Source organism: Streptomyces sp. ISL-100 (assembly GCF_018614615.1).
GTDB lineage: Bacteria > Actinomycetota > Actinomycetes > Streptomycetales > Streptomycetaceae > Streptomyces.
On the sequence record NZ_JAGGOK010000140.1, the window covers coordinates 1 to 5,346 of the forward strand.

Annotated in this window: 4 protein-coding genes and 1 pseudogene; 4 read left to right on the top strand and 1 reads right to left on the bottom strand. The window is 67.4% G+C overall.

The window, feature by feature from the left end:
• The first annotated feature begins 283 nt into the window (after positions 1-283).
• Positions 284-787: a DinB family protein gene (locus tag J7E89_RS39570; protein WP_214981282.1), complete on the top strand. Its 504-nt coding sequence runs from the start codon at positions 284-286 to the stop codon at positions 785-787.
• A 52-nt stretch (positions 788-839) separates the two neighbouring features.
• On the opposite strand, the gene J7E89_RS39575 is transcribed toward J7E89_RS39570, so the two are convergent.
• Entirely contained in the window at positions 840-1,301 is a 462-nt protein-coding gene (locus tag J7E89_RS39575; RefSeq protein WP_214981284.1) for a VOC family protein, read from the bottom strand.
• Between the two features lie 264 nt (positions 1,302-1,565).
• Here J7E89_RS39575 and J7E89_RS39580 point away from each other — a divergent pair, with 264 nt between their 5' ends.
• The 3 genes and pseudogenes from J7E89_RS39580 to J7E89_RS39590 form a co-directional block, all read left to right on the top strand.
• Positions 1,566-2,420 (top strand): TnsA-like heteromeric transposase endonuclease subunit, encoded by an 855-nt coding sequence (locus J7E89_RS39580; RefSeq protein WP_214981286.1) that lies wholly within the window; start codon positions 1,566-1,568, stop codon positions 2,418-2,420.
• Complete coding sequence (locus J7E89_RS39585; RefSeq protein WP_374196994.1) at positions 2,417-4,705, top strand: transposase; 2,289 nt, start codon at positions 2,417-2,419, stop codon at positions 4,703-4,705. The genes J7E89_RS39580 and J7E89_RS39585 overlap by 4 nt, the downstream gene beginning before the upstream one ends.
• Positions 4,706-4,742: 37 nt before the next feature.
• Positions 4,743-5,346: pseudogene (locus tag J7E89_RS39590) on the top strand (hypothetical protein); the annotation flags it as partial.

Here is a 5,346-nt window from a genome sequence, read left to right on the forward strand (position 1 = left end):
GCAGGGCGCGCCCTGCATGGTGGTGCCCTTGGTGCCGCCGGACTCCTCGTACAGCTCGGCCTGCTCGGCCACCCAGCCGCTGGGGCTGAGCTTGACCGCACTCGTACCGATGCCGTCGCCACCGCCGTTTTCGTGTGTCACGTGTGCTGTCACGTGTGCTGCTCCTTCTCGCCGTATCGCTGGTCTCGGCGTAGTGCCGGACCTTCTCAAGAGTCACCCCTGGAGCCTGCGGTGACTCAAAATCGCTCGACAGCGGGCGTACGGGCAAAGAACATTCACCCCGATGACACGAACCGATATGCCTCCCGCGCCCGACGAGCGCGCCTCGCTCGCCACCTTCCTCGACTACGTCCGCGACACCGCGCGCGCCAAGTGCGACGACGTGTCGCAAGAAGACGCCCGCAGTGCCCCGCTGCCCGGATCTCCGCTGATGACGCTGTGCGGGCTCATCAGCCACCTTCACTGGGTCGAGTACTACTGGTTCCAGGTGGTGTTCCTCGGCGAGGAGGACGAGGGGCCGTGGACCGACGAGGACCCCGACCGTGAGATGCGCATCGCGCTCGATGTCCCGCTGGCCGACCTGCTTTCGGCGTACGACGCCCAGTGCGCCCAGTACCGGAAGCTGGTCGCGGGCCACGACCTGGACACCGAGGCCCAGCGCGCCAGGGACAACGGGAAGCGGGTCAATCTGCGCTGGATCATGCTGCACCTGATCGAGGAGACCGCCCGGCACAACGGCCACCTCGACATCCTGCGGGAGCTGGCCGACGGCCGCACGGGCCGCTAGACGACCCGTCGGCTCCGGTGCTGGTGTGCAGGCCTGCCATGGGACCAGGGCGTCAGTCCAGGCAGAACTCGTTGCCCTCGGGGTCGGTCATCACGATGAAGCCGGCGCTCATCGGGGGAGCGGGCTCGTAGCGGCGTACCCGCGTCGCTCCCAGCGTGACGAGCCGGTCGCACTCGGCCTCCAGCGCCGCCATCCGCTCCTCTCCCTGCAGTCCGGGAGCCGCACGGACGTCGAGGTGGACGCGGTTCTTGGCGACCTTGTCCTCCGGCACCTGCTGGAAGAACAGCCGTGGGCCCTGCCCGTCCGGGTCCTCGATGGCCGATCTCGTGTTGCGCTCCTCCTCCGGTACGCCGACCCGCGCGAGGAAGTCGTCCCACGCGGCCAGCGGGTCGGCTCCCTCGGGCAGGTCGGCTCCGGGTGGGCCGGGGTGGATGTAGCCCAGTACGTCGCGCCAGAAGGACGACAGCGCCCGCGGGTCGTGGGCGTCGAAGGTGACCTGGATGTGGCGGCTCATGGGGTTGCTCCGTTCGTTCGCGTCTATGGCGCCACCCTCGCGCCGCTGGCGGACAGGATGGGTCCGCAAGCAGGGGCAGTGAGACTGAGCGCGATAGGTGTCGTCTTCCTGCTCGGCTGGCCTGGTCTCTCTTGCGGTGCTGAGCACAGTATCTGTCGTGAAATTCGCATCGTTCTTGGCATGTTCTGTGCTCTTTGCAGGCAAGTTGTCGCCAACTTCGAAGATCGCCAATCTGCGGGGAGGGGGGGCCGCTTACCTGGGGTCATGAACGAAACCCAGGCCCTGGGCGGCCCGGCCCTGCCGTCGGATACGCCCGGCCCCTTGTGGTCCCATCGGTGTTCGTGGACGGATCTCCTGGTGCCGGTCTCGCTATATGCGGGACGGGGTGCACTGGATCAGTCCGACGGCTGGGCGGACCGGTGGACCGCGACGTGGAAGTACGCCGGGGACGAGGTGACGGGCCCGGTTCGGCACCTGGGGCAGATGCCGGTGGCGAGTCGCGGCCCGATGCGGGGTTTCACTTGGCGGCGGGATCAGCGGCACCGGCCCGGTTTGGGCCCGTTGCTGGCGACGGGGCGGCTGCACGGGTTCGAGAGCCTCGAAGAGGATCAGCTACTGGTGGGTCTGGACTTTGCTGGCGATCTGGTCGAGGTGCTGTCGCAGCCGCTGCGCATCCGGTTTCGCACGGGAGAGGTGTGGCGCAAGCACACCCCTGACTTCTTCGCGGTCACGCGGATGGGGACCTGGCTGATCGACGTGCGACCCAGGCCCCTGATCAAGCCCGAGGATCTGCAGTCTTTCGCGGCGGCCGCGGAAGTGGCGACGGTCTCCGGATGGCACTACGCGGTCGCGGGCGAGTGGCGTCCGCACGTGCGGCCCACGCTCGGCGCGATGTACGCAAGACGTCGTCCAACGCGGGACGTGTTCGGGCTCCAGGTTGGCCTGCTCGCCCAGGCCGAGGAGGGTGTGACGTTCGGCGAGCTGGCGGCCGCGCAGACGTACTGGCCGGTGGCCAGGGCCCATCTGCTGCACCTGTTGTGGCACCGAAGGCTCGGGGTCGACCTGTCTGAGCCGCTGACGGACCGGTCGCGGGTGGTGCTGGCGGGAGGCACTTCGTGAGCGCGTCGGCCGCGCTGGATCTCTCGCCCGGCGCGGGCATTGTGCTCGACGACGTGGAGTGGCTGGTCGAGCGGCAAGAGCCACATCTGGGGAGGGTCCACCTGATGCGGCCGGATGGCGACCGCCAGCGGGTGACCTTCCGTTTCCTGGTCAACCATCCGCAGTGCCGACCGTCGTCACGCACGGCGGCGGAAGGGGCGAATCGGGGGAGGCAGCCAGCCACGTGGAGTGATGTGAAGCCTGAAAGACGCCCTTTGATGGAACAGCGCTTTGCTCACTTGATGGAGGTGAATTGCGGTTTTCGCAGCGGTGATCCGTTCCGCCCCGAGCCGGGGGAGCCGCGTCCCGAATACGACCCGGACCGTACGACGCTGACCGAGCGGCGGTCGGCGAAGGCCGCCGAGTTGTCGGCATTGCGGCGCGAGGAGGCGAGACTGCTCCTCGGTGTCGCCCACGTCGGTGTACGCACTCTTGAGCGGTGGGAACGTCGGCGCAGGAAGTACGGCATCGTCGGCTGCGCCGATCACCGGTGGCTCCGGGCGAGCGGGGGGCATCCAAGTGTGTGCGAAGAGGTCCGCGAGGCGATCTTCGCGGTCCGGCAGGAGACGCTGCACCGGTCTCGCGTGAGCGCGCGTACTCGCGAGATCATGATCCGGCGCTATGTGCGGGAGACCTTCCCGGATCAGGAGATTGAGGTCCCGAGCTATCACACACTGCTGCGGGTCTGGAAGGAGTGGTTCGGTCCGGGCGGCGCCCGACAGCGGTACGAGCGTTCAGCCGAACTGCCCAGCAAGAACGGGCATGTGCTTGTGACCCGGCCAGGCCAGGTTGTCGCGCTGGACACGACAGTCCTGCCGGTGATGGTCCGCGAGAGCGTTTTCGGCGATCCGGTCACTGTCCATCTGACGTTGGCGCTGGACGTCTATACCCACTCGATCTGCGCCTTCCGGCTCACGCTCGTATCGGATTCCTCAGTGGACGTCGCGATGGTGCTGCGTGACGTCATGCTGCCGCTGCCGATGCGGGCGGAGTGGGGCGAAGACATGGAGTGGCCCTACCCCGGGCTGCCGGCCGCGGTGGTTGCCGAGTTTGCCGGGCACAAGGTGGCCGCCTTGCCGTTCTTCACCCCCGAGACCGTCACCTCCGACCACGGATCCGTCTATCGCAATCACCACCTGGTTGATGTCCAGGAGGCGATGGGCTGCCGGATCCTGCCGGCTCGCGTTCTGCGCCCGCAGGACAAGAGCGCGGTGGAGCGTGTCTTCGGCAGCATCCGCTCGCTGCTGTTCGAGCAACTGCCTGGCTACACGGGGGTCGATGTTGCCGACCGTGGCGCAGACCCGGAGGGCGACGCCGTGCTGACCCTCAGCAAGATGGAGCACCTGATCGCGACATGGGTCGTGAGGATCTGGCAGAACCGCAGGCTCGGAGAATTCGCACCCAGCTGGGATCCGGGCGGCGACCACAGCCCCAACACACTGTTCGCCGCTTCCTTCGCCCAGGAAGGCTTCGACCTGGACATCCCATCACCGGAGACGTACTACCGCGTCCTGCCCGAACATCACGTGAAGCGGATCCACCGGCGAGGCGTGAAGATCAAGGGGCTCTGGTACGACGCCGAGCCATTGCACCGTCCGGACCGGCACTCTGCACGAGGCGGCCGGTACAAACAGCAATGGGTTATCCACCGCGAACCCCGGGACCGACGGGTGGTGTTTTTCCAAGAACCCGACACGCACGAGTGGCTCGCTCTGCGCTGGACGGGCCTGCCGGACGGCGAGATGCCGGCCTTCGGGGATGCCCGCGTCGAAGAACTCCTCACGCGCGTACGCGAGTCAGGGTTGAAGCCGCGCTCCGATGCCGAGTTGGTCCCGATCCTCCTGGAGATGATGGGAGCGGTCGACCCGGTTGAAAACTGGCCGTCCGGGATGACCAAGTCCCAGCGTGTGCAGCACGCGCGGGAGATCACACAGGCCAGAACAGCGGCCGCGGACCGGCCGCAACAGCCGCCGGAGCGGAGCGATCCGCCGCAGCTGGCCACCGTCGGCACATCCGAAGGGGAGTCGGCGTGGCGGCAGCGGGCCCGGCAAGCCGCGGGGAGTCTGGACGCCCACCGGCGTCGACGGCGTGAGGCGGCCGTGCCGGTGCGGCCATCGGAGCCTGCCCCGCTTGGATCGAGCCGCCGCAGCCGCAACCTCTTCGTCATCGCGGACGACGAGGATGCCCCCCGCGATCCATCCGTAGAACTTCAAGGGTCCGGTCCGCAGGCGACGGAGGAGGAGTGAGATGAGCGACCGGCTCCCAGAGGCACCGGACGAGCCCGTGCCGTTCCTGCGCTTCGGCCCCCGGCCGGACAGGACCACCTACGAGGGCTGGCAGGAGTTCCGAAGGACACGCGATCTGTTTGTACCGGTCAAGAAGATCTCTCTGGCCGAGTACCGGCTGATGAGCCCACGCAAGAGGTCACTGCACGATCTGCACCGAGCAGCCACGCACGTCAACATGCGGATGGAGGAGACTCCGATGAGCGCGGTGGTCACCGCGCTGATGCGTTCTCGTATCCAGAACAACGCGATGCGCATCGACCCGAGCACCCTTGACGGGCTGATGATCAACGGAGGCGGCTACCAAGGCAAAACGGAGACCGCCTGCCGGACCGCCGCCGAGTTCGAGGACACCTGGCGTGATCTGTTTGCGCAGTACGCCGACTACTACTTCGGTCCGATGCCCGGAACCCGGGACCTGATTGCTCCGGTCGCATACTGCCAGACCCCGGTCAAAGCGACCCCGATCGGCCTGTGCGAGGCGATCCTCGACTTCTACGGCGCCCCCTACGGCAAGAACTTGCGCGGCATGATCCGCAACGTTCGCGAATCGATCAAAGCGCACGCCACGACCGTCCTGATGATCGACTTTACCGACCGCG

Bases quoted from the DNA above. Each gene is read 5' to 3' on its own strand.
- J7E89_RS39570 (WP_214981282.1), top strand. From the start codon at position 284: ATGACACGAACCGATATGCCTCCCGCGCCCGACGAGCGCGCCTCGCTC.
- J7E89_RS39575 (WP_214981284.1), bottom strand. From the start codon at position 1,301: ATGAGCCGCCACATCCAGGTCACCTTCGACGCCCACGACCCGCGGGCG.
- J7E89_RS39580 (WP_214981286.1), top strand. From the start codon at position 1,566: ATGAACGAAACCCAGGCCCTGGGCGGCCCGGCCCTGCCGTCGGATACG.